At 72.3% G+C, this 24,402-nt stretch carries 19 protein-coding genes; 12 read left to right on the forward strand and 7 right to left on the reverse strand.

Going from position 1 to position 24,402, the window contains the following annotated elements:
* The first annotated feature begins 206 nt into the window (after positions 1–206).
* Genes EP757_RS22655 through EP757_RS22665 form a run of 4 tightly spaced genes read left to right on the forward strand, consistent with a single transcriptional unit; the run spans position 207 to position 5,189 of the window.
* Positions 207–1,721 carry an argininosuccinate lyase gene (locus EP757_RS22655; protein WP_127549088.1) on the forward strand — a complete coding sequence of 505 codons (1,515 nt, stop codon included), beginning with the start codon at positions 207–209 and terminating at the stop codon, positions 1,719–1,721.
* A complete protein-coding gene (locus tag EP757_RS43970; RefSeq protein ID WP_232049948.1) occupies positions 1,703–2,752 on the forward strand; it encodes a PLP-dependent cysteine synthase family protein in 1,050 nt (349 codons plus the stop codon). Before EP757_RS22655 ends, EP757_RS43970 begins: the two co-directional genes overlap by 19 nt.
* Complete coding sequence (locus EP757_RS22660; protein WP_232049949.1) at positions 2,740–3,984, forward strand: ATP-grasp domain-containing protein; 1,245 nt, start codon at positions 2,740–2,742, stop codon at positions 3,982–3,984. Before EP757_RS43970 ends, EP757_RS22660 begins: the two co-directional genes overlap by 13 nt.
* Positions 3,984–5,189 (forward strand): cytochrome P450, encoded by a 1,206-nt coding sequence (locus EP757_RS22665; protein WP_127549090.1) that lies wholly within the window; start codon positions 3,984–3,986, stop codon positions 5,187–5,189. The genes EP757_RS22660 and EP757_RS22665 overlap by 1 nt, the downstream gene beginning before the upstream one ends.
* 54 nt (positions 5,190–5,243) lie before the next feature.
* Here the strand turns inward: EP757_RS22665 and EP757_RS22670 are convergent, their stop codons facing one another.
* The 6 genes from EP757_RS22670 to EP757_RS22695 are packed head-to-tail and all read right to left on the reverse strand — an operon-like array spanning position 5,244 to position 15,771.
* Positions 5,244–6,167, reverse strand: coding sequence for an NAD(P)-dependent oxidoreductase (locus EP757_RS22670; RefSeq protein WP_127549092.1), 924 nt, complete (start codon positions 6,165–6,167; stop codon positions 5,244–5,246).
* Complete coding sequence (locus EP757_RS22675; RefSeq protein ID WP_127549094.1) at positions 6,164–7,165, reverse strand: TauD/TfdA family dioxygenase; 1,002 nt, start codon at positions 7,163–7,165, stop codon at positions 6,164–6,166. Before EP757_RS22675 ends, EP757_RS22670 begins: the two co-directional genes overlap by 4 nt.
* Complete coding sequence (locus EP757_RS22680) at positions 7,162–10,296, reverse strand: non-ribosomal peptide synthetase (protein WP_127549096.1); 3,135 nt, start codon at positions 10,294–10,296, stop codon at positions 7,162–7,164. Before EP757_RS22680 ends, EP757_RS22675 begins: the two co-directional genes overlap by 4 nt.
* On the reverse strand, positions 10,293–11,507 hold the full coding sequence (locus tag EP757_RS22685) for an alanine--glyoxylate aminotransferase family protein (RefSeq protein WP_127549098.1): 1,215 nt from the start codon (positions 11,505–11,507) through the stop codon (positions 10,293–10,295). Before EP757_RS22685 ends, EP757_RS22680 begins: the two co-directional genes overlap by 4 nt.
* Positions 11,508–11,536: 29 nt before the next feature.
* Positions 11,537–15,559 (reverse strand): non-ribosomal peptide synthetase, encoded by a 4,023-nt coding sequence (locus EP757_RS22690; protein WP_127549100.1) that lies wholly within the window; start codon positions 15,557–15,559, stop codon positions 11,537–11,539.
* A 5-nt stretch (positions 15,560–15,564) separates the two neighbouring features.
* The gene (locus EP757_RS22695; protein ID WP_127549102.1) at positions 15,565–15,771 is read right to left on the reverse strand and encodes an MbtH family protein; all 207 of its coding nucleotides are present in this window, start codon (positions 15,769–15,771) and stop codon (positions 15,565–15,567) included.
* Between the two features lie 194 nt (positions 15,772–15,965).
* On the opposite strand from EP757_RS22695, the gene EP757_RS22700 reads away from it, so the two are divergent.
* The 4 genes from EP757_RS22700 to EP757_RS22715 all read left to right on the forward strand — a co-directional run bounded on the left by EP757_RS22700 (position 15,966) and on the right by EP757_RS22715 (position 19,865).
* Positions 15,966–16,244: an acyl carrier protein gene (locus EP757_RS22700; RefSeq protein ID WP_127549104.1), complete on the forward strand. Its 279-nt coding sequence runs from the start codon at positions 15,966–15,968 to the stop codon at positions 16,242–16,244.
* An 11-nt stretch (positions 16,245–16,255) separates the two neighbouring features.
* Entirely contained in the window at positions 16,256–17,203 is a 948-nt protein-coding gene (locus EP757_RS22705) for a chlorinating enzyme (RefSeq protein WP_127549106.1), read from the forward strand.
* 31 nt (positions 17,204–17,234) lie between these two features.
* Complete coding sequence (locus tag EP757_RS22710) at positions 17,235–18,890, forward strand: ABC transporter substrate-binding protein (RefSeq protein WP_160165849.1); 1,656 nt, start codon at positions 17,235–17,237, stop codon at positions 18,888–18,890.
* A gap of 228 nt (positions 18,891–19,118) precedes the next feature.
* Positions 19,119–19,865, forward strand: coding sequence for a cyclopropane-fatty-acyl-phospholipid synthase family protein (locus EP757_RS22715; protein ID WP_127549110.1), 747 nt, complete (start codon positions 19,119–19,121; stop codon positions 19,863–19,865).
* A gap of 73 nt (positions 19,866–19,938) precedes the next feature.
* Here the strand turns inward: EP757_RS22715 and EP757_RS22720 are convergent, their stop codons facing one another.
* Entirely contained in the window at positions 19,939–20,520 is a 582-nt protein-coding gene (locus EP757_RS22720) for a hypothetical protein (RefSeq protein ID WP_127549112.1), read from the reverse strand.
* A gap of 122 nt (positions 20,521–20,642) precedes the next feature.
* Here EP757_RS22720 and EP757_RS22725 point away from each other — a divergent pair, with 122 nt between their 5' ends.
* From EP757_RS22725 to EP757_RS22740, 4 genes are all read left to right on the forward strand, one after another.
* A complete protein-coding gene (locus EP757_RS22725) occupies positions 20,643–21,908 on the forward strand; it encodes a VanW family protein (RefSeq protein ID WP_127549114.1) in 1,266 nt (421 codons plus the stop codon).
* A 100-nt stretch (positions 21,909–22,008) separates the two neighbouring features.
* Positions 22,009–22,872, forward strand: a complete 864-nt coding sequence (locus EP757_RS22730) for an NADP-dependent oxidoreductase (protein ID WP_232049950.1) — start codon at positions 22,009–22,011, stop codon at positions 22,870–22,872.
* 69 nt (positions 22,873–22,941) lie between these two features.
* Positions 22,942–24,009 carry a DUF2855 family protein gene (locus EP757_RS22735; protein ID WP_127549117.1) on the forward strand — a complete coding sequence of 356 codons (1,068 nt, stop codon included), beginning with the start codon at positions 22,942–22,944 and terminating at the stop codon, positions 24,007–24,009.
* A gap of 70 nt (positions 24,010–24,079) precedes the next feature.
* Positions 24,080–24,343, forward strand: coding sequence for a hypothetical protein (locus tag EP757_RS22740; protein WP_127549119.1), 264 nt, complete (start codon positions 24,080–24,082; stop codon positions 24,341–24,343).
* Positions 24,344–24,402 lie beyond the last annotated feature (59 nt).

A 24,402-nucleotide genomic window follows, 5' to 3' on the forward strand; every position in this document is an offset into this window, starting at 1 on the left:
CCCACTTGGCGTCTCGGAACGTCGACATTGGATCCTCCTCCTTGAGGTCGGTTGTCGATGTCGACGCTAAGGCGCCCTCCTTTCGTCGCGCTTTCCTGACCGGAAGTCCTATTGCCTTCCTCGCGATAGCCCGGGGAAAGCCCTGCGGTAGCGCCCTCGCGAAGGCTGTGACTCGAGACGGCGGCCAACCGGCGGAGGGACAGACCATGCAGGCACGCGAGACCCAGGCACGGCTGACCGGGCGGATCGCCGCCGGGCCGGCACAACTGCTGCACGAGGAGATCCTGCGTCCGCAGTTCGAGTTCGACCTGGCCCATCTCCTGCCGTGGTACGTGCGGGCCGAGAAGGTGATCTGCCTGGAGTACCGGCGGATGGGCCTGATCGGCGCGGCCGACGCCGGGCACATCGCCCGTGCCCTGGACACCGCTGACGCGGGCACCCTGCGCCCGGCGCCGGACGAGAACATGTCGGACCTGGCGTTCGCGCTGGAACGGCACGTGGCCGGCCGCCTGCCGGCGCCGGTGCCGATGTGGCACGTCGACCGCAGCCGCAACGACCTGCAGGCCTGCGCGCAGCTGATGCACGGCCGGTGGCGGCTGCTCGGTGCGATCGACACGATGCTGGCCTGCGCCCGCGTGGCGCACGGCCGCGCCGGCGAGTTCCGGTCGACGCCCATGCCCGGCTACACCCACTTCCAGGCGGCGCAGGTGGTGACGGCCGGGTTCCACCTCGCCGCCCTGTCCGGATACCTGATCCATGCGGCCCGCCGGCTGCTCTCCACGTACGACGACATCGATCTGTGCCCCCTCGGCGCCGGCGCGATGGCGGGGCAGGAGCTGGCGTGGGACCGCGACCGGATGGCCCGGCTGCTCGGCTTCGCGGCGCCGCAACCCCATCCGCTCACCGCCGTGGCGTCGCGCACCTGGGTGCTCGAGGTGGCGGCGGAGTGCTCGACCACCGGCGTGACACTGAGCCGGTTCGTCACCGACCTGATGTCCTGGGGCGGCGCGCAGCTGATCGACCTGCCCGACGAGCTGTCCGGCATCTCGTCGGCGATGCCGCAGAAGAAGAACTTCCCGATTCTGGAACGCATCCGGGGCAAGACCGCACACCTCACATCCTGGTACGCCGACACGGCCACAGCACAGCGCGCCACCCCGTACAGCAACAGTGTCGAGGTGGCCAAGGAGGGCGGCGTGTCCGGGCTGGACGCCGGGCTGTCCGGCCTGGAGTCGCTGCTACGCCTGCTCACCTGCGTGCTGGAACGGCTCAGCTGCGATACCGAGCGGATGCGATCGGCGTGCCGCGGTCACCACCTCGGCGCCTTCACGCTGGCCAACCAGCTCACCCTGCGCACCGGGATGCCGTGGCGGCTGGCGCAGGTCGTCGTCGGCGAGTACGTGGTGGCAGCCGGCCCGGACGACGACGAACCCCGCCCCGAGCTGCTGGTGACCGTCGCCGCCCGGCACGGCTGGACGGTGCCGGACGCCGCCGGGCTGCTCGACGCGGCCGGTGACCCCGACCGCCTGCTGACCATGAAGTCGGAACACGCCTCGGCTCATCCCGCCGCCGTCGCGGAGCTGCTGAGCGCCCAGGACGGCGACCTCGCGGACCTGGATCGGCGGTCCGCCGAACGGCGCCGGCGCGCCGACGTGGCGGACCGGCTGACCGAGATGTTCGCGCACGACACCGAGGAGGAACGATGCGCTACGACAGCGTGATCGACGCGATCGGGCACACGCCGCTGGTGCGGCTGGCCACCGGCGCCGAGACCGGCGTGCGGGTGTACGCCAAGCTCGAACTGCAGAACCAGTTCGGGATGAAGGACCGGGTGGCCAAGGGAGCGATCCTGGCCGCACGTGAGGCCGGTGAGCTGCTGCCGGGCGCACCGATCGTGGAGAGCTCGTCGGGCACCATGGCGCTCGGCGTGGCGCTGGTCGGCACCGCCCTCGGCCATCCGGTGCACATCGTCACCGATCCGCGGATCGACCCGATCACCATGGCGAAGCTGCGTTCACTCGGCTGCCGGGTGCACGTCGTCCCGCGGATGACCGGCAACGGCTGGCAGAGCGCCCGGCTGGAGATGCTGGAAGAACTGATGCGGACCATGCCCGGCGCGTTCTGGCCGCGGCAGTACACCAACCCGGAGAACCCGCGGGCATATCGGAACCTGGCCGCTGAGCTGTACGAAGACCTCGGCACGGTCGACATCCTGGTCGGCGCCGTCGGCAGCGGGGGGTCGCTGTGCGGCACCTCGCGAGCGCTGCGCGAATACCTGCCCCGGGTACGCGTTGTCGGGGTGGACAGCGTGGGCTCGGTGCTGTTCGGCCAGCCGGACCGGCCCGGTCGGCTGCAGGGTGGCCTGGGCAACAGCCTGATGCCGGCCAACCTGGACCACGCGCTGCTCGACGAGGTGCACTGGCTCAACGACCGGGAGGCGTTCGAGGCCACCCGCGAGCTCGCCGCCCGGGAGAAGGTGTTCGCCGGCAACACGGCCGGTTCGGTCTACCGGGTGCTCACCCATCTCAGCCGTACGGCGCCGGCCGGCACCACGGTCGTCGGCATCATGGCCGACCGCGGCGACCGCTACCACTCGACCGTGTACGACGACGACTACTGGACCGAGAAAGGGCTCGGCCATCTGCGCTGCGCCGAGGAGCCGGAGCGGGTGCCGTCGGGCCAGGTGGTGTCCGGCTGGTCGGTCCGGGATCTGACGGACGCCACCGTGGGAGGCGCGCCGTGCCGGATCTGATCTTCGTCGAGTCCAACACCACCGGCAGTGGCATGGTGGCACTGCGCACCGCACGCCGGCTGGGTCTGCGCCCGGTCCTGCTGACGCACCGGCCGGAGCGCTACCGCGGGCTCACCGAAGCGGCGCCGGAGGTGATCACCTGTGACACCAACTCGCCGGCCGCGCTGGCCGATGCGGTGCCCCGGGACGACCTGGCCGGTATCACCACCACCAGCGAGTTCTACGCGGTGGCGGCGGCCGAGCTGGCCGCGGCGCGGGGACTGCCGGGCAACCCGCCGGACGCGGTGCGGGCCTGCCGGGACAAGGCGGCGCTGCGCCGGCGGCTGGCCGGCAGCGCAGTGCCGCAGACCCCGTTCGCCGTGGTGTCCGACGCGGCCGGCGCGCGGGCGGCGCTCGGCCGGATCGGCCTGCCCTGCGTGGTCAAGCCGGTCGACGACACCGGCTCGACGAACGTGCGCGTCTGCGTCACCGGCGCCGAGGTCGCCGAGCAGGTGGACAGGATTCTCGCGGTACGCACCAACGTCCGCGGGCAACCGGCCGCACCGGTCGCGCTCGTCGAGCGGTTCGTCGACGGGCCGGAGTACAGCGTCGAGATGTTCTCGGTCGCCGGCCGTGCGGTCTGCCTCGGCATCGTGGCGAAGACCGTCACCGCGCCGCCGTACTGCGCCGAGGTCCGGCACGTCTATCCGGCCGGCGTGCCCGCGGCGGTGGCCGCCGAACTGACCGGCATGGTCGCGCGGGTCCTGACCGCGGCCGGCATCCGCGACGGCGCCACCCACACCGAACTGCGCCGCGACGCCGGCGGCTGCTCGGTGATCGAGGTGAACTGCCGGCCCGCCGGCGGCATGATTCCGGAGCTGATCCGGCTGGTGGACGGCGTCGACATCCTCGAACAACAACTGCGGTGGGCGGCCGGACTGCCGGTCGACCTGACCCGCGACCGGCGTGGCGCGGCCGGCATCCAGTTCGTCACCGCCGCCGAGACGGGCGTGCTCCAGGACGTGCGGGGCGTCGCCGGGGCGCGCGCCGTGCCGGGCGTCTGCGACGTGGTGGTCACGGCGCCGGCCGGCGCCGAGATCCGGCCGCCGCGCAGCGCCTACGACCGGCTCGGCTACGTCATCGCGCGCGGCGCCGACCCGGCCGAGGTGACCACGCGGCTGGCCGCGGCCACCGCCCGGCTCACCGTGACCGCGCAGCCCCGGCCCGAGCTCATCGACGCAGGAGGATCCTGATGACCGACATCGACACCGACATCGACTTCGACACGCACGCGCCGGAGATCGCCGCCGACCCCTTTCCGACGTACGAGAAACTGCGCTCCGGCTGCCCGGTCAAGCACACCGGCGCCTGGGGTGGTTACTGGGTGGCCGCCGGGCACGCCGAAGTGGCCTCGGCCGCCCGCGACACCAACTTCCGCACCGCCCAGGTGCTGGCCGACGGCACCGTGCAGGGCGTGAGCATCCCGCCGCTCGGGCACACCGGCCGGCTGGTGCCGCTGGAGGTGGCCAGCCCGCAGTGCCTGAAGTACCGCAAGCTGCTGGCCCGCTTCTACTCCACCAGCCGCGTCGCCGCGCGCGAAGCCGAGTTCCGGTCGCTGGCCGCCGCCTGCGTGGACGCGGTGATCGCCGACGGCAGCTGCGACATCGTGGACGCCCTCACGCTGCGCCTGCCGGCCATCATCACGATGCGCGACATCGGCGTGCCGGAGGACCGCTGGCGGGACGTGGACGACCTGGTGCACGAGGCGCTGCTGAGCGCACCGCACGACCTCGACGGCGCCCGCGACGCCGCTCAGATGGCCTGCCTGGACATCATCGAGGCGATGGACACCCGCGGCGACGCCGAGCACGACGACCTGATCGACCACCTGCGACGCTCGGAGATCGACGGCGCGCCGGTCGGCGACGACGACATCGTGTCGATGCTCTACCTGCTGCTGCTCGGCATCGACCCCACCTCGACGCTGACCGCGACCGCCCTGTGGCACCTGGCCCGCAACCCGGAGCTGCGAGACCGGCTGATCGCCGATCCGTCGCTGATCCCGCAGGCCGGCGAGGAGTTCCTGCGCTGGGTGTCGCCGGTGCAGGCGACGAACCGCAGCGTCGGAGCGGACACCGAGCTCGGCGGCCGGCAGCTCGCCGAAGGCGACCGGGTGATGCTCACCTGGGCGTCGGCGAACCGCGACGAGGGGGTCTTCGCCGACGCGGGCACTGTCGACCTGGACCGCGACGCGGGGCGGCACGTCGCGTTCGGCGGCGGTCAGCACTTCTGCCTGGGCGCCGGGATCGTGCGGTCCATGTTCCTGGTCATGATGGAGGAGGTCCTCACCCGGATGCCGGACTACCGGATCGCCGACCCGGCCGGCGTCGAGTGGTTCCCCGACCTCAGCTCGGTGTACGGCGTCAGCGCCCTGCCGATCACCTTCACTCCCGCCTGACCCCGCAGACGACGAAGCCCCGGCCGTCACGGCCGGGGCTTCGTCGTGCCGCCGTCAGTAGCCGGCGGCCGTGTCGATGAGGCCGGACAGCGGGCGGCCGGCCGCCCGGCGCCGCACGTTGCCGGCCACCAGCGCGGCGAACTCGGCCATCGAGTCGTCGAGCTCGCCGGCGCAGTGCGCGGTGATCAGGCAGGTCGGCAGGTCCCACAGCGGATGGTCGTCCGGCAGCGGCTCCGGCTCGGTCACGTCCAGGCCGGCACCGGCGATCTCACCGGTGGACAGGGCGCTCACCAGGTCGTCGGTCACGACGAGCCGGCCGCGGGCCACGTTGACCAGACACGCGTCCGGCCGCATCAGCCGCAGCCGCCGGGCGTCGATCAGCCCGTCGGTCCGCGCGGTCAGCGGCGCGGCGAGCACCACCACCCGGGCGGCGGGCAGCACCTCGTCGAGCCGGTCGATCGGCACCACCGCGTCCGCGCCGGGCACCGGGCGCCCGGTGCGGTTGACCACCGTGGTGTGGGTGCGCCACGGGGCGAGCAGGCCGAGCAGCGCCGTGGTGATCCCGCCGCCGCCCACGACGAGCACGTCGGCGCCGACCAGGCTGACCGGCGGCCGGGGCCGCCACCGCCTCGGCCGGACCGAGCCGGTGACGTCGCGCAGGACCGCCATCGCCAGCATCAGCGCGTGCTCGGCGACCGGCGTGTCGAACACGCCGGACGCCCGGGTCCAGATCCGGTCGTCGTCGATCAGCGGCAGGTATCCGTCCACGCCGGCGGCCGGCAACTGCACCCAGCGCACCCGGGGCAGTTCGGCGAGCGCCGCGGCCAGGCCGTCCGGGCCGTCGCCGGTCCAGATCAGCGAGCCGGCCTGCTCCGGCGGCACCGGGCGGCCACCGCCGGCCGCGATGCCGTCGACGACGGCCGGCGCCGGCCGCGGCAGTACCGCGACCGGCAACGGTTCGTCCACGGGCGTGCTCATGCCGGGACCTGCGGTTCGATCAGCTCCTGGCCGTACCCGGACTCGTGGGCCTCGGACCCGGCGCGTCGCCGCGGCAGGTGGATGAGGGTGCGCTTGAGCCACCGGTCGGAGCCGTCGTACCGCGGCCGGAACGAGCCGCGCCCGTGCACCACGATGTCGTTGTCGACCAGGACGATGTCGCCGAACCGCAGCGGCACCTCCTCGGCGCAGTCGTCGAGCGCGTCACCGAGCCGCCGGTGCGCGGACCGGAACGTTTCGCCGTCGTCGTGGAACAGGGTGTAGGCCGGGTCGTAGCGCAGGCACATGCCGTCCGGGGCCGGCCACAGCGTCGCCATGCCGGCGTTCGCGGCGTCCATCCAGTCCTGCGGGTACGAGTCGTCCGGCAGGATCGACAACAGCGGCCGCTGCAGCAGTTCGCGCTGCGTCGGGCTGATCTCGGCGCGCCGCACGCTGGCCAGCCGGCTGCCGACGTCGTCCGGGTTGCGCATGCAGGCCAGCATCAGCAGGTGCGCCCGGTCCGGGTGGAAGGCGTCCTCGGTGTGCCAGGTGAGCTCGGCGGTGCTGCTCGCGCCGACCTGGACCTCCTCGTAGCCCTCGGTGGGCAGGATGTTGTGCACCAGCCGCCCGTCCTGCTGCCCGGCCCAGCCGAAGATCCGGCCCAGCGACGTGCTGAGCAGCACGAGCGCGATGTCCAGCGCGCGGGTGTCCGCCGTGTTCGCGTCCTGCCAGCGCTGCGGCGTGGGGCCCGGTTCGGCGAAACCGGCCAGCAGGCCGCGGATCAGCCGCCGCCCGCAGGTGCGCTCCGGCGGGCGCAGGACCTCCTCGAGAGCGGCGTGCAGCGGGGCCGGCAGTGCGGTGAGGTGGCGCGGGAACACGGTGTCCGCGACCGCGCCGGCCGCGGCCAGGCGGTGAGCGGTGTCGGCGAGCAGGGCGGCGGCCTGCGGGGTGGCGACGTCCGCGATGTCAGGATCGTTGACAGTCGATGTGCCGGTGATCATTTGGAATCTCCCAGGTAATCGGTGGACAGCTGCGACAGCGGCGCGTCGGGCCGGCTCAGGGCGGCCGCCAGCACCGCGGTGTACTCGGCGGCGATCGCGTCGGCCTGCTCGGCGGTCAGCCCCGGCGTGCGGTACTCGACGCGCCCCAGCAGGCCGTCGCGACGCTCGTGGAAGACCAGCGACAGGTCGAGCTTCGCCGTGCCGGTGGGCAGGTCGTCGATCGGGCCGACGTCCAGGCCGGGCCAGGACACGCCCATCGAGGCGTCCCGCTGCAGCGAGAAGAGGACCCGGAACAGGTTGCGCCGGCCACGGGCGCCGGGCAGCTGCTCGGCCGCCTGTTCGACGGAGAGACCTTGATGGGCGTACGCGGTCAGCGCGTTGTCACGGACCTGCGCGAGCAGCTGACCGAAGGACGCGTCGTGGCCGACCGTCGCCTGCACGACGCTGTTGACGGTGCACAGACCCACCACGTCCTCGGTGCCCGGCCGCTCCCGCCCGGCCAGCGGGGTGACGACGGCGAGCTGCTCGCTGCCGGTCCACCGGCGCAACCAGGCCAGGTACGCGGTGAGCAGCACCATGAACGTGCTCGTGCCGGTCTGCCGGCCGTGCCGGGCGGCGGCCCGGGCGACCTCCGGCGGCAGCCAGAAGTGGCGGGTCTCGCCGGTGTAACCGCCCGCCGGGCGGTCGCCGTCGGTGGGCAGCCGCAGCGGCTGCATCCGGGCCAGCTGCTCGGTCCAGTAACCGAGGGTGCGGTCGCGGACCTCGGCCTGATCGGGCCCGGTGGGCGCGGCGAACTGCGGAGCCGGCGCCGGCGTCGGCGCGCCGGCGGTCCGGGCCCGGTAGCAGTCGGCGAGGTCCTGCAGCAGCACCTCCAGCGAGCGCAGGTCGAAGATCAGGTGGTGCAGGCTGACCACCAGCAGATGATCGTCGTCGGCCAGCCGCACCAGCGTCGGGCGCATCAGCGGGCCGGCCGCCACGTCGAACGGCTGACGGGCCAGCTCGGCGGTGAGCTCGGCCAGCCGGGTGTCCCGGTCGGCGGTCGGGTGCCCGCTCAGGTCGGTCTCCTGCCAGCCGGGTGCGTGCGTGGCGGGCACCTGCATGAGCTGCCCGGCGACTTCGGCGTACGCCGAGCGCAGCACCTCGTGCCGATCGACGACATCGGCGACGGCCGCCCGCAGCGCCTCGGTGTCGAGCGGTCCGCGCAGGCGGCACTGCCAGGCCGTGTTGTTCAGCGGGCTGTCCGGCAGCAGGCGGCTGAGCAGCCACATGCCCTGCTGGCTCTCGGCCGCGGGCTTCGCCGCATCCGGCCCGGACGGGACCGGCGCGGACGGGGCCGGTTCGCTCACCGCCTGTCCGCCGGCGTTCTCGATCAGCGCGGCCAGCCCTTGCACCGTGCGCTTCGCGAAGGCCTGCCGCGGCGACAGCCGCACGCCGAACCGGCCGCGCAGCCGGGCGAGCATCCGTACCGCGAGCAACGAGTCGCCGCCCAGTTCCAGGAAGTCGTCGGTGGCGCCTACCCGGTCGACCCGCAGCAGTTCCGCCCAGATCTCGGCGAGCTGCTGCTCGATCTCGCCCGCCGGGGCGACGAAACCGCCCTCGCGCTGGTGCGACGGCTCCGGCAGGGCGGCCCGGTCCACCTTGCGGTGCGCGGTCAGCGGCAGCTCGTCCAGGCGCACCAGCGCCGACGGGATCATGTAGGCGGGCAGCCGGTCGGCGAGCCAGGCGCGCAGGTCCGCCGAGGTGACCGCGCCGTCGTCGGCGGTCACGTAGCCGACCAGCCGGCGGTCGCCCGGCACGTCCTCGCGGGCGGTCACCACGGCCTCCCGGACGCTCGGGTGCTGCTGCAGCGCGGCCTCGACCTCGGCCGGTTCGATGCGGTAGCCGCGAACCTTGATCTGCTGGTCCACCCGGTCCAGGAATTGCAGGTTGCCGTCCGGCAGCTCGCGCACCAGGTCACCGGTGCGGTAGAGCAGCGCGCCGGGCCGGCCGGAGAACGGGTCGGGCACGAAGGCGCGCGCCGTGGCGGCGGGACGGCCCAGGTAGCCCCGGGCCAGCGAGTCGCCGCCGAGCAGCAGCTCGCCGGCCTCCCCGGGCGGCACGCGGCGCATGTCGGCGTCGACCACGACGGCGTACGTGCCGGGGATCGGCCGCCCGATCGGCAGCACGTCGCCGTCCGGCCGCACGCCCGCGGGCACCTCGAAATAGGTCGCCGTGGCGGTGGTCTCGGTCGGACCGTAGACGTGCACGAGCGGCAGGCCGTGCCGGTGCCAGCGGGCCACCAGGTCGGGCAGCGCGCGTTCGCCGCCCATGACGATCAGGCGCAGGGCCGGCGGCAGCGCGTCGGCGGACTCGTCCAGGTGACGCACCAGCAGATGCCACTGCGCGGTCTGCAGCTCCACCACGGTGATCCGCCGGTCGCGCAGCTCGGCCAGCAGCTCCGGCACCGCGGACAGCGCGCCCCGGTCCGGCGGGAAGACCGCCGCGGCGCCGCGGACCAGCGGCGGGAACAGCTCCTCCAGCGACGCGGAGAAGGACACCGAGGCCAGCATCAGGTAGCGGTCACCCGGCCCGAGCTCGAACTGCCCGGCCGCGGCCAGCGCGAGGTTGCTCAGGCCGCGCTGCGTGATCATGACGCCCTTCGGGACGCCGGTGGACCCGGAGGTGTAGATGACGCAGGCGAGCTGGTCCGGCCCGGGGCACGGGCGGTCGCACTCGTCGGCGACGCCCGCGGTGACGTGCAGAACCGGGACGTCGGCCAGGGACGGCTCCAGGTCCGGATCGCTGATCACCGCTCGCAGGCCGGAGTCGCGAGCCAGCAGGTCGCGGCGGGCAGCCGGGTAGTCCGGGTCGATCGGCACGTAGGCCGCGCCGGCCCGCAGCACGGCGAGCACGGCGAGCAGGAGGTCGGCGTGGTGCCGCATGGTGATGCCCACCCGGTCCTCCGGGGCGACGCCGGCCTCGACCAGCCGGTTGGCGAGGTGGTTGACCCGGCGGACCAGGTCCGGATAGGTCAGTGCGGTGGTGTCGTCGGCGACCGCGATCGCCTCCGGGCGGGCCTCGGCCATCTGTTCGAGCTGGACCGGCAGCGGGGTCTGCGCCCCGACGGCCGCCTCCATGACGGTGCTGCTCATGACTGGTACTCCCTTTCCAGGCCGGCGGCCAGCGCGATGAGCGCTCCGTTCGGGGTGCGCGCCTCGGTGGTGCTCGACAGCAGCTGCATGGCCGACACCGTGCCGGCCCCCGGCTGTACGGGCGCGCCCAGCTCGCGCAGGCTCAGCTCCACGGCGGCGATCGCCGAGATGACGTCCAGCGCGTCGATGTAGCCGCAGTGACCGAGCCGGATGATCCGGCCGGCCAGCGGTCCGCTGCCTCCGACGATCTGCACGCCGTACCGCTCGGCCACCAGGTCGACGAGCTGGTCGGCGTCGATGCCGTCCGGCACGTACGCCGCGGTCACGCTCGCGTGCCGGTCCTGCGCCGGGGTGAGCAGCTCCAGGCCGGCCCCGCGCAGCCCCGAGCGGGCCAGCCGGCCCAGGGTGCGGTGCCGGTCGAACACCGCGTCCAGCCCTTCGGCGAAGAGCTGTTCCAGGGCCGCGTCCAGCGCGACCAGCACGCCGATCGCGGGTGTCCAGGACGTCCGCGGGATCGCCGCGGCGTAGGCGTCGCGGGCGGCGCCCCAGTCGAAGTAGTAACGGGGGAGCCGGGCCTCGGCGTGCCGCTCCCAGGCCCGATCGCTGACGCTGAGGAAGGCGACGCCGGGCGGGGTCATCAGCGCCTTCTGCCCGCCGCTGACCACCACGTCCAGGCCCCACTCGTCGGCGCGCAGGTCGCAGGCGCCGAGCCCGGACGCCGAGTCGACGAGCGTGAGCACACCGGCCGCGGCCTCACCGAACCCCTGGATGTCGTTGACCACGCCGGTCGACGTCTCGCAGTGCACGCACATCGCGGCGGTGATGCCCGGATCGGCGGCCAGCGCCGCGGCGACCCGCGCCGGGTCGATCTCCTCACCCCAGGGGGCCCGGACCTCGACCACTTCCAGCCCGTAGGCGCGGCTCATCTCCACCCACCGCTGGCCGAACGCCCCGTTGTTGGCGACCAGCACCCGGTCGCCGGGCGAGAAGAGGTTCTGCACGGCGCTCTCGAACGCGCCGGTGGTGCTGGACGTGAAGACCAGCACCTCGTTCTCGGTACGGATCAGGCGGCGCAGGTTGTCCACCACGCGAGTGAACAGCGCGGCGAAGCGTACGGTGCGCTCGTCCTCCATGGGCCGGGTCGCCGCCGCGGTGACCGCCGGCGGCAACGGCGTCGGACCGGGAACCATGAGTCGGTGTTTGCTCAACATTGTGATCACCTTCGGTCGGGTTGCCAGGGTCAGCGGCCGGTCAGGGCCTGCCGGACGGTCTTCGCCGTGTCGTCCACCTGGGGCGGGCGCAGGCAGCTGTAGTGGTCGCCGGGCACCTCGAGCTCGTCGAGCGTGCCGGTGACCAGCCGGCGCCAGGCCGCCGTGGTGTCCGGGGCCAGTTCGCCCTCGGCGGCGCGCAGCAGGGTCACCGGTCCGCCGTAGGGACGGGCCGGGTCGTAGGCCGCCATCGCGGTCACGTTCGCCGCCATCACCGTGCCGGCCCGCAGCAGGTGCTCGGCGCCGTCCCCGGCGTCCAGCAGCCCGTGCGCGCGGGCCCGGGCCAGCAGCAGCTCGGTGGCCTGATCGCCGGTCAGCTCGCGCAGGTCGGCGGCCTCGATGCCGAGGTCCGTGCCGGCGGTGCGGCCCAGCTCGGCGGCGTAGAGCGCGAGCAGGTCCACCCGGTCGAACGAGCCGGTCGGCACCGGGTCGGGCGCGCGGCTGTCGAGCATGACGACCGGCGGCCGCCGATCCGATTCGGCCTCCATCTGCCGGGCCATCTCGAAGGCGACGACCCCGCCGAACGACCAGCCGCCCAGGCGGACCGGTCCGGTCAGCCCGGCCTCGGTGAGCGCCGTCCGGTAGCGCCGGGCCAGCTCGCCGACGTCGCGCACCGGCTCCTCGGCGGTCTCCGCACCGGGCGCGGTCAGGCCGTACACGGGCCGTTCGCCGGCCATCCGGCGGACCAGCGTGGCGTAGCAGGCCAGGGTGCCGCCGGTGGCGTGCACGAGGATCAGCGGCTCGCCGTCGCCGCCGTCGCTCAGCAGGCGCAGCGGCCCGCCCGCCGTGGCCGGGGCGTCGGCGGCGATCCGCCGCGCCAGCTGTTCCACCGTGGGGTGCTCGAAGACGTCGCCGGGGGCGAGCGTGACGCCGAGAGCGTTCTGCACCTGCGCGGTCAGCCGCAGCACGTCGAGCGAATTGCCGCCGAGGTCGAAGAAGTCGTCGTGCACGCCCACCGGCGCTCGGCCGAGGACACCCTCCCAGATGGACACCAGCGCACTCTCCTGCGGCGTGCGCGGCGCCACGGCCGCCTTCGCCGACGGGGTGGCGGCGCCCGGCGCGGGCAGGGCGGCCCGGTCCAGCTTGCCGTTCGCGCTCAGCGGGAGCCGGTCGACCGGCACGAACGCGGCCGGCACCATGTAGTCCGGCAGCTGCCGCAGCAGGGCGGCGCGCAGCGGGGCCGGGTCCAGGTCCGGGGCGGCCACCGGGTAGGCGACGATGCGCTTGTCGCCCGGGTGGTCCTCGCGGACCACGACCGCCACGTCGCCGATGCCGGGCTGCCGGCGCAGAGCGTGCTCGATCTCACCGAGTTCGATCCGCAGGCCGCGGATCTTGACCTGCCCGTCCAGGCGGCCGAGGAACTCGACGGCCCCGTCACGGCGGAACCGGACGAGATCGCCGGTGCGGTACATGCGGGATCCGGGCGGGCCGAACGGGTCCGGCAGGAACCGGTCCGCCGTCAGCCCGGGCCGGTTCAGGTAGCCGCGGGCCAGGTTGGCGCCGGCCAGGTACAACTCGCCGGGCACGCCCGCCGGCTGCGGCTGGAGCGCGGGGCTGAGTACGTACAGGCTGGTGTTCTGGATCGGCCGGCCGATCGGCACCGCGGTGTGCTCGTCGCCGAGGTCGGCGCAGTCCCAGTAGGTGACGTCGATCGCCGCCTCGGTCGGGCCGTAGAGGTTGTGCAGACCGCCGGGGAGCCGGCGGGCGGCCAGGTCGGCCAGGTGCCGGGGGAGCTCCTCGCCGCTGCAGATGGTCCGCCGCAGCGAGACGCAGCGTTCGGTGTCGTCGACGGCCAGGAACGCGGCCAGCATCGACGGGACGAAGTGGACGGTGGTGACGCCGGCGGAGATGATCAGGTCGCGCAGATAGGCCGGGTCCTTGTGGCCGCCGGGCCGGGCCAGGACCAGCCGCGCGCCGGTGAGCAGCGGCCAGAAGAACTCCCAGACCGACACGTCGAACCCGGCCGGCGTCTTCTGCAGCACCACGTCGTCGCCGCCCAGCCGGTACTCGCGCTGCATCCAGTCCAGCCGGTTGCAGATGCCCCGGTGGGTGTTCGTCACGCCCTTCGGGCGCCCGGTCGAGCCGGAGGTGTAGATGACGTACGCCGCGTTGCCCGGCGCCACCGCGACGTCCACGCCGGAGTCGTCGCCGTCGTCGCAGCCCTCGTCCAGGTCGATGACCAGCCGGTCACCGGGCGGCAGCAGGTCGCGCAGGTGCCGCTGGGTGAGCAGCACCGGGGCGGCGCTGTCGTCGAGCATGAAGATCAGCCGCTCGACCGGGTAGGCCGGGTCCAGGGGCAGGTATGCCGCGCCGGCCTTCAGAACGCCCAGCAGCGCGACCACCAGCTCCACCGAGCGTTCGGCGCACACCGCGACCCGGTCCTCCGGCCCCACCCCGGCCGCACGCAGGCGGCGGGCCAGCCGGTCGGCGCCGGCGTTGAGCTGTGCGTAGGTGAGCGTGCGGTCCTCGAACGTGACGGCGTCCGCGTCCGGGCTGCGGCGTACCTGCTGCTCGATCAGACGGTGCAGCGTGGTGTCGTCCGGGAAGGGCCGCGCGGTGTCGTTCCACCGGCGGACGATCCGGTCCCGCTCGTCCGTGCCGAGCATGCCGAGGTCCTCGATGCGGGTGTCCGGGTCGGCGATCGCCGAGCGCAGCAGCCGCATCATGTGCTCGGCCAGGCCGACGACGGTGGCCTCGTCGAACAGCGCCGTCGCGTACTCCACGCTGATCCGCGAGCGTGCGCCGTCCACCCACACCGCCCAGTTGAGGTCGAACTTCGCGGTCGCCGTCCAGATCTCCTCGAGCGGGTCCACGGTCAGACCGGCGACCCGCTGGGTGGCGGGTCCCTCGGCGACCGCGAACAGGTGCTGGAAGAGCGGGCTGTGGCTGCGGTCGCGTTCCACCCGCATGCGGTCGACGATCAGGTCGGTCGGCACGTCCTGGTGGGCGAACGAGGTCAGCATGTCGTTGCGGACCCGGCGCAGCAGCTCCCGGAACGTGGTCGCGCCGGTCAGCTTCGTCCGGATCGGCAGCACGTTGACGAACAAGCCGATGGCGTCCTGCGTGTCCGCGCCGGTGCGCCCGGCGATCGGCACCCCCACGGTCAGGTCGTCCTGGCCGCTGTAGCGGTGCATGAGGGCGGTGAACGCCGCGAACATCGTCATGAACAGCGTCGTGTGCTCGCCGCGGCCGAGGGCGTGCGCCGCGGCGATCAGCTCTTCGTCGACCGGCACGTCGACGCTGCCGCCGGTGTGGTCCACGACGGCCGGCCGGGCGCGGTCGCTGGGCAGGTCCAGCACGGCCGGGGCACCGGACAGGTATCTGCTCCAGTGCTCCAGGTGTGCGTCCAGGCCGCCGTCCGTCCACTGCTGGGCGAGTCGCTCGGCGTGCTCGCCGTAGGACACCGGCAGAGCGGGCCGCGGCGCCGTCCGGCCCGCGTCGAGGTCGCCGTAGGCGTCCCACAGCTCACCGTTGAGCACCTGCATGGACCAGCCGTCGAAGACGATGTGGTGGACGTTGAAGACGACGGTGAACTCGTCCGCTGCCAGCCGGATCAGCTCCACCCGCATCAGCGGGCCCTGCTCCAGGTCGAACGGTTCGGTCGCGACGCGCTGCGCGATCTCGCGGGCGGACGGCTCACGCTGCTCGGCCGGCAGCTCACTCAGATCGGTGTAGTGCCAGGTGGTGCGCGCGTCGGGCAGCACCTCCTGGACCGGTACGCCGTCGCGGTCGCGGATCCGGGTGCGCAGCGGCTCGTGCCGCGCCACCACGGCGTCCAGCGCCCGGCGCAGCGTCGCCGCGTCCACGACGCCGTGCACCCGGCACTGCCAGGGCACGTTGTAGAGGGCGCTCGGACCGGCGTGCCGGTCCAGGAACCAGAGGCCACGCTGGCGCGGTGAGAGGGCGTAGCCGGGCAGCTCGTCGTCCTGCTCGCCCAGCCACTCCAGCAGCAGCGCGCGCTTGTCGGCCGGCAGTTTCTCCAGTCGGTCCTGCATCGTGCTCACCTGAGCTCACCTCGCACACTCCGCGGGCGCATGTCCGTCCAGACCGACTCGATCCGGTCCAGGCACTGCTGCCGGCTGCCCCGCGTTCCCTCGTCCGACCAGCCGGCGGGCGCGTCGCGTTCCACCGGCCACAGCGAGAACTGCTGTTCGTGGTTGAGCACGACGCGGTACTCGGGTCCGGCGGTGTCCTCGATCTGCGGCATCACGGGCCTCCTGGCGTACGTCATCGGCTGTTGTCTGTTGACCCCCACCGTGGAACCCAGGTCTATTGCCGGTCTCTCGCCGCTCTGTCGCCACGCGGAACCGGCCCGCCCGCCCGGCGGATGGGGCCGTGATAGCGCTGCGAAACCGGAGGCCCGTTCAGTGGAGTCATCACACCGCAGACGAGGAGACGGCGATGACCGAAGTAATGAGCGCGTCGCCCGCGCCTTCCAGCGCCGGGGACGTCACGTCCACCGAGCAGGAGATCATCCGGATCAGCGAGGAGGTGCTGCAGCGCGACGGCATCAAGCCCGAGGACGACCTGTTCGATCTCGGCGTCACGTCGCTCGCGTTCATCCGCATCCTGGTGCGGATCCACGAGAAGTTCGGCGTCGCCTTCACCGGCGCCGAGCTCGGCGACGACGCCTCGATCGCCCACCTGTCCGCCACGGTGGACGAGGCCCGTACCGCTTAGGAGGAGAGACCATGGCGACGACTACCGCGACCACCTTCGCGCTCAGCGCCGAAGAGCTGGAGAAGTTCCACGAGCAGGGCTTCTACGGACCTTTCACCGTCTATGAGGTGGAGGAGATGAAGGCCCGGTGGCGCCGTGAGCGCCTGCAGCTGATGGACCGCAGCATGGCCGTCTACGGCGACGAGGCGGCTGCCTCGGGCAACACGAACATCGCCAACTACGACCGGCACCTGGACAACCCGTTCCTGGCCGACCACGTCGGGCACCCGGCGATCGTCGACCGGGTGCGCAGCGTGCTCGGGCCCGACCTGCTGTGCTGGCGCACCGAGTTCTTCCCGAAGTACCCGGGCGACGAGGGCACCGACTGGCACCAGGCGGACACCTTCGCGAACGCGTCCGGCAAGCCGCAGATCGTCTGGCCCGACGAGTTCAAGGAGTACGGCGGCACCATCACCGTGTGGACGGCCTTCACCGAGGCCAGCATCGAGACCGGCTGCCTCCAGTTCATCCCGGGCACCCACGAGGTGATGCGCTACGACGAGACCAAGAAGATGACCTACCAGGCGGACCAGATCAACAACGCGGACAAGGACGGCGTACGCCGGGGCTTCTTCGGCTACGACTACCGCGAACTGCAGATCGACCCGGACTGGAAGCCGGACGAGGCGAACGCCATCTCGATGCAGCTGCGTCCCGGTGAGGCGGTCATGTTCTCGTCGACGCTGCAGCACGCCTCGCACCCGCACGCCGGCACCACCGACGAGATGCGGCTCGGGTTCGCCTCCCGTTACGTGCCCACCTGCGTGAAGCTCTACCCGGACACGGACGTGATCGAGGAGTACGGCGGCAGCGTGTCGCTGGACAAGTACGGTGCGGTCCTGGTCAGCGGCGAGGACGAGTACGGCCACAACCCGCTGGCGACCAGCACCACCGGCGGGCACAAGTTCGGCCACCGGTAAGCCGTACTTCCCAGAGAGGATCGTGATGGTCATGCGCGGCGGCACGTTGCGGTACGTCGGTCACGGCGATGTCGACCACCTGGATCCGGCCTGCGCGAACTACACCGCGTCGGCCGTGATCGAGCGGGCCTACACCCGCCAGCTGGTCACCTATCCGTCGACGTCCGACCCGGACCGGGCCGGCACGCTGATCGCCGACATGGCGACCGAGGTGCCGACCCGGGACAACGGCCGCATCTCCGCCGACGGCCGCGTCTACACCTTCACCGTGCGGGACGGGGTGTGCTGGGACACCCCGTCGCCGCGGCCGGTGACGGCCGCCGATGTCGTCCGCGGCATCAAGCGGCTGGCCGGCCCGGTCGGGCGCTGCCCGCTGCTGCAGTACTACGCGGACTCGATCGCGGGGATGGCCGAATTCTGCGCCGGGATGGCGGCGGTGCCCGCACGGGCCGACGCGATCGCCCGCTACCTCGAGAACCACGACGTGCCCGGCCTGCGGGCGGTGGACGAGCGCACGGTCCGGTTCGAGCTGGTCGCGCCGACCCCGGACTTCCTGGACATGCTCACCCTGCCGTTCGCGTCCGCCGCGCCGGTCGAGTACCTCGAGCACCTGCCGGCCGGGCCGGACTTCGACCGCTCGCTGCGCTCCAACGGCCCGTACCGGGTCGTCACCCATCGGCCCGGCGAGACCATCGTGCTGGAACGCAACCCGGCCTGGCGGCCGGAGAGCGATCCGGTACGGGGCCAGCACGTCGCCCGCATCGAGGTCCTCATGGGCCGCTCGCAGGACGAGGCCTGCGCCGAGGTCGCCGCCGGGACCGCCGACGCGCTGTGGGATGTCGCACCGCCGGCCGGCGACGTGACCCCGGCGCAGCGGGTGACCGCCCGGACCGGCGAGCTCAACCCGTGCCTGCTGATCAACATGGTGAGCCCGAACGCCGGCGGGGCGACCCGGCGGGTGGAGGTTCGCCGGGCGCTGCACTACGCGGTCGACCGGACGGCGATCGCCCGGATCTACGGCGGCGCCGCCGAGGCCGCCACCCAGCTGCTGCCGCCGGGCAACCCCGCGTACCGGCCCAGCGACCTCTACCGCACCGGCGACCCGTCCGGTGACCCCGACCGGGCCCGGCAGCTGCTCGCCGACGCCGGCTACACCGACGGGCTGACCCTGCGCATGATCCACCGGGACACCGGCCACCATCCCGCGGTCGGGGCGGCGATCCGCGACGCGCTGGCGCGCGCCGGCATCCACGTCGAGCTGGTGCCCGTGCCGCACGCCGACTTCTACCCGAAGTATCTGGAGGTGGCGCAGAACGCCCGCGACGGGGTCTGGGACATCACCACGCAGGGCTGGCTGCCGGACTGGCAGGGCAACAACGCCCGCAGCTACCTGCAGCCGCACTTCGACAGTTCCCGGGTCGCCGAGGAGAGCGCCACCTGGGGCGCGTGCTACGGGTTCTACCGCAATCCGGCCACCAGCGACCTGATCCACTCCGCCGGCACGGCCGCCGAGGCGCGCGACGCGAACGAGCTGTATCACCGGGCAGAGCAGCAGATCCTGCGCGATGCCGCAGTGGTGCCACTGCTGTTCCAGTCCAGCGCCACGATGTACGCCGAGCGGGTCCGCGGCATCACCACGTTCCCCAACTACCTCGGTGATCCCACGCAGATGTCGGTTCTCTCCTAGCTGTCGTGGGTGTAGCCTTTGCCGGCAGAGCGATGATCGGTTCGCTCGCGGAGACCTTGAGGAGGTGTGTTGATGACTGTCGTGGAGACCACCGCTGTGCGCGGTGCCCGGACCATCCTCACCTCCCGGGCCTCGTCCTGACCCTTCGCATGCCTTCCTCCGTCGTCGGAGGTACTTCGGCAAGCCCTGCGGTCGGCGGGCCCCCGTTCAAAGGGTCTCCACCTGATCATGGACCTTCCTCGTATCTTCACCATCCGTGAGAGCAGCCACCGGATCCACAACCCGCTGACCGCCGGCAAGCTCGCCGCCCTGGGCGAGTCGTTGCGTCTCGCACCCCGGACACGGGTGCTCGACCTGGCCAGCGGTTCGGGCGAGATGCTCTGCACCTGGGCGCGTGATCTGGGCGTCACGGGCACCGGAGTCGACATCAGCACGGTCTTCACCGAGCGGGCCCGGGCCCGCGCCGCCGAACTCGGCGTCGCCGGCCAGGTCCAGTTCATCCACGGTGACGCCGCCGGCCATGTCGCGGACGAGCCCGTTGATCTGGCCGCCTGCGTCGGCGCCACCTGGATCGGCGACGGCGTCGCCGGAACGATCGAACTACTCGACCGGAGCCTCCGTCCCGGAGGCATGATGCTGATCGGCGAGCCGTACTGGCGGCAGACCCCTCCGGACGAGGAGACCGCGAAGGCGTGCCACGCCACCGGTATCGCCGACTTCCTGCTCCTGCCGGAACTGATCGGGCGATTCCAGGAACTCGGGTACGACGTCGTGGAGATGATGCCGGCCGATCAGAGCAGCTGGGACCGCTACACCGCGGCCCAGTGGCTCAACATGCGTCGCTGGCTCGACCAGAACCCGGACGACGAGATGGCCGCCGAGGTGCGGGAAGCACTCACCACCGAGCCCGCCCACTACGCGCGCTACGGACGTGAGTATCTCGGCTGGGGAGTCTTCGCCCTCATGAAGCGCTGACGCTCCGTCCCGTGCGGGGCCGGACGAGATGACGTCCGGGCCCGCACGGGACCCCGTCACCGCGCCGGCTCGCTCAGAACGCCGAGCCCTGAAACGACAGGATCCGGACGTGCTCACTGCTGAACCGCCGGAGCAGTGCCAGGAAGCCCGGGTACCAGCTCTCGTCGTGCGCCGGCATCCGGACGCGATAACGCAGCGACCGGTCGCCGTCGGTGAAGGCCAGGTCACGGACCTCGGGGAAGAAGGCCCGCACCTCCCTCTCCAAGGTGGCGGCCACCAGCTCGCTCAGCGGCTCGGCGAAGAACAGCACGTGCCAGTCGTCGTGCCATCGAGCGCCGCGTTCGGCCGCGTCGATCGCCGCCCAGTCCAGCAGCCGCACCGAGGGGGAGGCGAGCAGCTGCCGGATCGGCGCGGCGTCCGGGTCGGTGATCACGGCGCGCAGGCGTACGCGGCCGAGCAGACGCGCCGCGTCCAGGATCTCGCCGCCCCGGCTGACCGCCAGAGCGCTGTCTTTCGCGGCGAGTGTCACGGCCGGCCATGACTCCTGCAGGTTCAGGTAGGCCACGAAGTGGTCGAAGATCTGGCCGGTCCTGCGGTGCAGGATCGCCGCGTCGTGAAGGTGCCGCACCGGCAGGTCGACGACCGCGAAGGACATGATCTCCGCATTACCCTCTCGGCCGACGAGCAGTCACTTGACCGACGACGGGGCTCGCGATGCCGGGCAGCATGGTGGTTGATCAATCGTCGGCACCACTGCCGGGTTATGAGGGGGCCACCGTGACCGCAACTCTTCCGGCGAACGACCAGGGCGTGGTCTACACGGTCCGGCCGCGCCGGTCCCGGGGCCGGCTCGCCGCGGTGGGCGTGCTGGCGCTGATCCTGGCTGTCGCGGCAGTGGTCGCGGTCGTGGCGAAACGTCGTCCCGCCGTGGTCCCGGCCGGCCGCACCGTCGCCGGGGTCGACGTCGGTGGCCTGAATGAGCGAGAGCTCCGCCAGGCGATCGACTCCACGGTCCGGTCCCGGGTCGAGCAGCCGATCACCGTACGACTGACCGGCGCCGGCAAGACCTTCACCCTGGATCCGGTGCCGGCCGGCGTCCGGCTCGACGTGGACGCGACGGTCCGGGCGGCCTACTCCGGGGCGACCTCCGCGGTGGTGACCGTGGACACCTCCGCGTTGCGCGCGGTGCTGGCCCGCCACGACCGGGCCGCCGTCGACACGCGTGTCGAACTGGCGGCGCCCACCGCCCACCTGGACGACAAGGGCGACGCGTCGTTCACCGCCACCACCGCGGGCGTCGAGCGCAGGGCCGGCACCGGCGGCTGGTCCGTCGACACGACCTCCGCCGTGGCGGCACTCACCGCGGCGGCCGGATCCGGCCGTCCCGAGGCGACCGTCCCCACCACCCCGCGACCGGCCGGCACCCAACCCGCGGACCTGGCAGGAGTGGACCAGCTGATCGGCTCGTTCACCACGTACCACGGCTGCTGCCAGCCCCGCGTCACCAACATCCACCTCATCGCGCGGACGGTCGACGGCACCGTGGTCGCGCCGGGCGCGACGTTCTCCCTCAACGAGCGGGCCGGCGAACGCACCCGGGCCAAGGGCTACGTGCCCGCACCGGCCATCGTCGGAGGCGAGTTGCACGATGAGCTCGGCGGCGGCGTCTCCCAGTTCTCCACCACGCTGTTCAACGCCGTCTGGTTCGCCGGGCTGCCCAGCCTGAAACACCAGCCCCACACGAAATACATCTCCCGCTACCCGGCCGGCCGCGAGGCCACCCTCGACTGGGGCAACATCGACAACGTCTTCCGCAACGACACCGCCGTGCCGATCGTCATCCGCGCCCGCACGACGGCGACGTCGGTGACCGTCGCCCTCTACGGCCACACCGGCGACCGCACCGTCGACTCGGTCACCGGCCCTCGAACGCCGTCCGGCCCCGACGGCGGTTTCTCCGTCAGCGTCACCCGCACCATCCACGACGACGGCCGCACAACCGGCACGACGACAGCGCACTGGACCTACAACGGCCTGGACTGATTCCCCGCCGCAGCGGTCTGCGAGCCGGCGGGCGTCGGTCTAGAGTGGACGGATGCTGGGTGTCGTCGCGGCCGCGCTTGGCGGTCCTGAGGTGTTGCAGGTGACTGAGCTGCCTGAGCCTGAGGCGAAACCTGGGCAGGTGGTGGTCCGGGTCCGGGCGGTCTGTGTGCATCCGGCTGACATCGCCGCGACCACCGGGATGATTCCTGGCGGGCCGGTTCAGCCGCCGTTCTCGCCCGGGTGGGACATCGCCGGCGAGGTGGCTGCGGTCGGTCCCGGCACCACGGACTTCGGGGTGGGTGATCGGGTCGTCGGGATGATTCCGTGGTACCTGACCCGCGGCACGCCGGGTGGCTATGCCGAATTCGTGGCCGCTGACGCCGAGTGGATGGTGCGGCTGCCGGACGAGCTCGACTTCGTGTCCGCGGCCACGGTGCCGCTCAACGCCCAGACGGCTCACCAGGGGCTGGCACTGGTGACGCCGGCCGGCGCCATTCTGGTCACCGGCGCCAGCGGTGGTGTCGGCGGCTTCGCCACCGAGCTTGCCCTGCGCAGCGGTTACCGTGTCCTGGCCCAGGCAAGCCACGACGACGAGCAATGGGTGCGTGATCTCGGCGCTCACGAGGTGATCTCCCGGTCCGTCGATCTGGCCACGGTGGGGCCGGTGGCCGCGGTGTTCGACGCGGTGCCCCTCGGTGAGGCTGCGGTCGCTGCCGTGGAGGACGGGGGAGTGGTGGTCGTGACCCGGCCGACGCCGCCCATCGATCCGGCCCGTGGGGTGCGCCAGGAGCTGCAACTCATCCGGCACGACCGCGAACTGCTGGCCGACCTGGTGCGGCAGGTGGCGGCCGGGCAGCTGCGGACGCGCGTCGCGGCCACCATGCCGCTGACCGAGGCGGCCGACGCCCACCGGCGCGTGCTGGCCGGCGGACTACGCGGAAAAGTCGTGCTGACGGTGGGCTGAGCGCAGGCAGTGGGATTTTGCACTCCTAGTGCACTTGTGGCGTCTGGTCAGCGGATTTACCGTCAGGCCATGGCTGATTCATGGACGTTCGCCGTTGCCCGCGACGATCTGGGTCGCACCGTCGTCGTCGATGGAGCGATACCGGAGATCGGATCCGGTGAGGCTCTGCTTCGTGTCGATCGGGTCGGGCTCACCGCCAACAACGTGACCTACGCGGTCCTGGGCGAGTCCATGCGGTACTGGCAGTTCTTCCCGGGCGGGCCGCGCGGGCTCGGCGAGGAGTGGGGCCTTCCGCCGCTGTGGGGTTTCGCCGACGTGGTCGCATCGGCGGTCGACGGCCTCGCGGAGGGAGTGCGGGTCTACGGCTATCTCCCGCCGGCCGGTCATCTGGTGGTGCGCCCGGAACGGATCGACTCGTCCGGGTTCCGCGACGGCAGCGCTCACCGCGCCGCATTGCCGTCACCGTACAACGCCTACCGTTCGACCGCTGACGATGCGGCGTACCGCGAGGATCAGGAGGATCTGCTCGTCCTCTACCGGCCGCTGTTCTTCACGTCCTTCATGCTGGCCGACCAGGTCGTCGACAACGACTTCTACGGGGCGCGCCAGGTGATCGTCTCGTCGGCCTCCAGCAAGACCGCCTATGCGGCCGCTTTCGAACTGCGTGGCCGCGGACCGCGACTGATCGGCCTCACGTCACCCGGCAACCTGGCATTCACCCGCTCTCTCGGGTGCTACGACGAAGTCCTGTCGTACGACGAGATCACCGCCGTGGAGACGGTCCCGGCCGTCTATCTCGACCTGTCCGGAGCGCCGGCCACACGTGTTGCGTTACGCGATCGGCTCGGTGCTTCCCTCGTACGAGATATCGCCGTCGGCCTGACCACCCAGATCCCGAACGCGGACGCGGCGGGTGAGGTCTTCTTCGCTCCCGTGCAGATGCGTAAACGGCGTCAGGACTGGGGCCGTGACGGATTGGATCATCGCTTCGCCGAGGCGTGGCGGCGATTCGCCGGCGTCGTGGGCGGATGGCTGGAGGTCCACGTCGGGCAGGGCCCGGAGGACCTGCGGAATGCCTGGCTCGACGTCTACCGGGGCCACACCTCACCGCGTGTCGGGCACATCCTCCGGTTCTGAAGGTCACTAAACCGCGAGCGTTGTCCGCCGATGGGCAGGCTCAAGCGACGAGATGACCAAGGAGCCCTCCATGCGAGTTCACGCCCATCTCGGGCCGATCACCATCAGTGGAAAGGTCCCGCCCGCGCGCCGCCGGGTTCGATCCAAGAACCTCATCCGTGGCATCTTCTATGCCGTCCTCGCGGTTGCCCTGTTCGCTCTCGCCCTCGCTGACTACGCCGTAGGCACTGAACAAGTGTTCGTGGGGGTGGTGCTCGGAGCGACGATGGGCGTAGTCGCCACCATCTGTGCCATCGCTGATCTGAGCAAGGCGACCTTCATCGAGCTGTACTGACATCGGCGCGCAACGTGTGGTCGGCGCCTACGGCATCGTGCGCCACCTCGCGACCTCAC

Origin of the sequence: Actinoplanes sp. OR16 (assembly GCF_004001265.1) — a bacterium.
Taxonomy (GTDB): Bacteria; Actinomycetota; Actinomycetes; order Mycobacteriales; family Micromonosporaceae; genus Actinoplanes.